Origin of the sequence: Listeria farberi (assembly GCF_014229245.1) — a bacterium.
Taxonomy (GTDB): Bacteria; Bacillota; Bacilli; order Lactobacillales; family Listeriaceae; genus Listeria; species Listeria farberi.
Window position 1 is genome coordinate 1 of record NZ_JAARZJ010000053.1, and the last position, 801, is coordinate 801.

At 39.7% G+C, this 801-nt stretch carries 1 protein-coding gene; it reads right to left on the minus strand.

The genetic code is table 11. The features are described from left to right. A partial coding sequence (locus HCB45_RS15135; protein WP_312026343.1) for an Ig-like domain-containing protein occupies nucleotides 1-801 on the minus strand: 801 nt, incomplete at both ends.

Sequence of the window (801 nt, forward strand, 5' to 3'; positions counted from 1 at the left end):
AGTCCCACTAAAATAAATATTACTTTGTGATACTCCGTTATCCTGCCAGACATAGCTTACCTCTTGTTCCTCATTAAGCAGATCTTCCCATTTTATCGATGAGTCTTCATATTCCCCTCCATTAGAGATAGATGACGGTGTCTCTAATTGACCGCTCATTCCTGTTATCTCATTTGCTACCTCTACTAGAGGTGTCCATTTTACGCTGTCTATCACTTTTTGATTCGTTGCGTAGATCCTTGTGCTCGTCAGTCCTGCTAACGGACTAATATCCTTAATCTGATTGCCCTCTAGAAGCAGATTAGTTAAATTGGTTAAATTGGTTAAACCTGCTAATGAACTCACATCGCTTATACCCAATAATTCTTCATACGTATTATAAATACCTAAATCAGTCAGATTAGGGACGTTCGTTAACTGACTTAGCTCTTGTTCCTCTATATTCCAACAATCTACAAAGTACAAGTGAGTCAAATTGGCTAAAGTAGTTATCTCGCTCCAACCACCACCAACACCATACTCATCTATAGTCAAGCTACGCAGATTCCGCAAATGCCCTATACCACTGACATCTACAGATTCTTCTTGTTCTAAAATAACATTTCCATCATAGAGCTCCGCATATAGATGCATATCAGTAATAAGATCCAACTCACTCTGCGTTACCAGGCTACTTGGTGTATAGCTACTATCACCAGTTACTTCCCTTAACTCATATACTACCCTTTCTGCCAAAACAGCATCTGGGAATAGTTCACTGATCGCTCTCGCTTCCGTGATTTCTCTTCCTTGTTTTGGTCT